General features: G+C 43.0%; 1 pseudogene. It reads right to left on the bottom strand.

The annotated features are described in order from the left end of the window. Positions 1-603 (bottom strand): annotated as a pseudogene (locus AC3G7N_RS21745) (His/Gly/Thr/Pro-type tRNA ligase C-terminal domain-containing protein); the annotation flags it as partial.

Here is a 603-nt window from a genome sequence, read left to right as displayed (position 1 = left end):
ATTCTTCTAAGGTAGTTGCAACCGATGTTCTTTCCGTCCGGTGTGCCAATGCTTTTTCAAACAAACTAGTCTGAATTTCTTCCAGGACTTCAACTACACGTGCTTCCAACTCACTTAGTGCTACGAATTCCTTATCGCCGATATCACGTCGGACAATCACTGCCTGTTCTTTTTCTATATCCTTTGGTCCGATTTCAATTCGGATTGGGATACCCTTCATTTCATATTCATTAAACTTCCAGCCAGGTGATTTGTCACTGGCATCAATTCCAACACGGATTACCTTTTTCAGCTGATCGCGAAGGTCATAAGCTTTATCCAGTACACCTTCCTTATGCTGGGCAACAGGAACAATCATTGCCTGAGTTGGTGCAATACGGGGAGGAACGACTAAACCGCGTGGAAAGTCCCCAGGATGTTTGATGTACAAACTGACTTTCACCGTTTTCATCCAAATACGTTATATCGAAAGCTTCCGCAAAACCAGAACCGAAATGATGGGATGTTCCGGATTGTAACGCCCTTCCATCATGCATTAGACTTTCGATTGTCAATGTATAATTTGCTCCTGCAAACTTTTCTTTATCGGTTTTGCGACCTCTT

The organism is Virgibacillus carmonensis (genome assembly GCF_057836705.1).
Note: the sequence above shows the minus strand (reverse complement) of the source record. Positions and strands in the feature narration are given on the sequence as shown.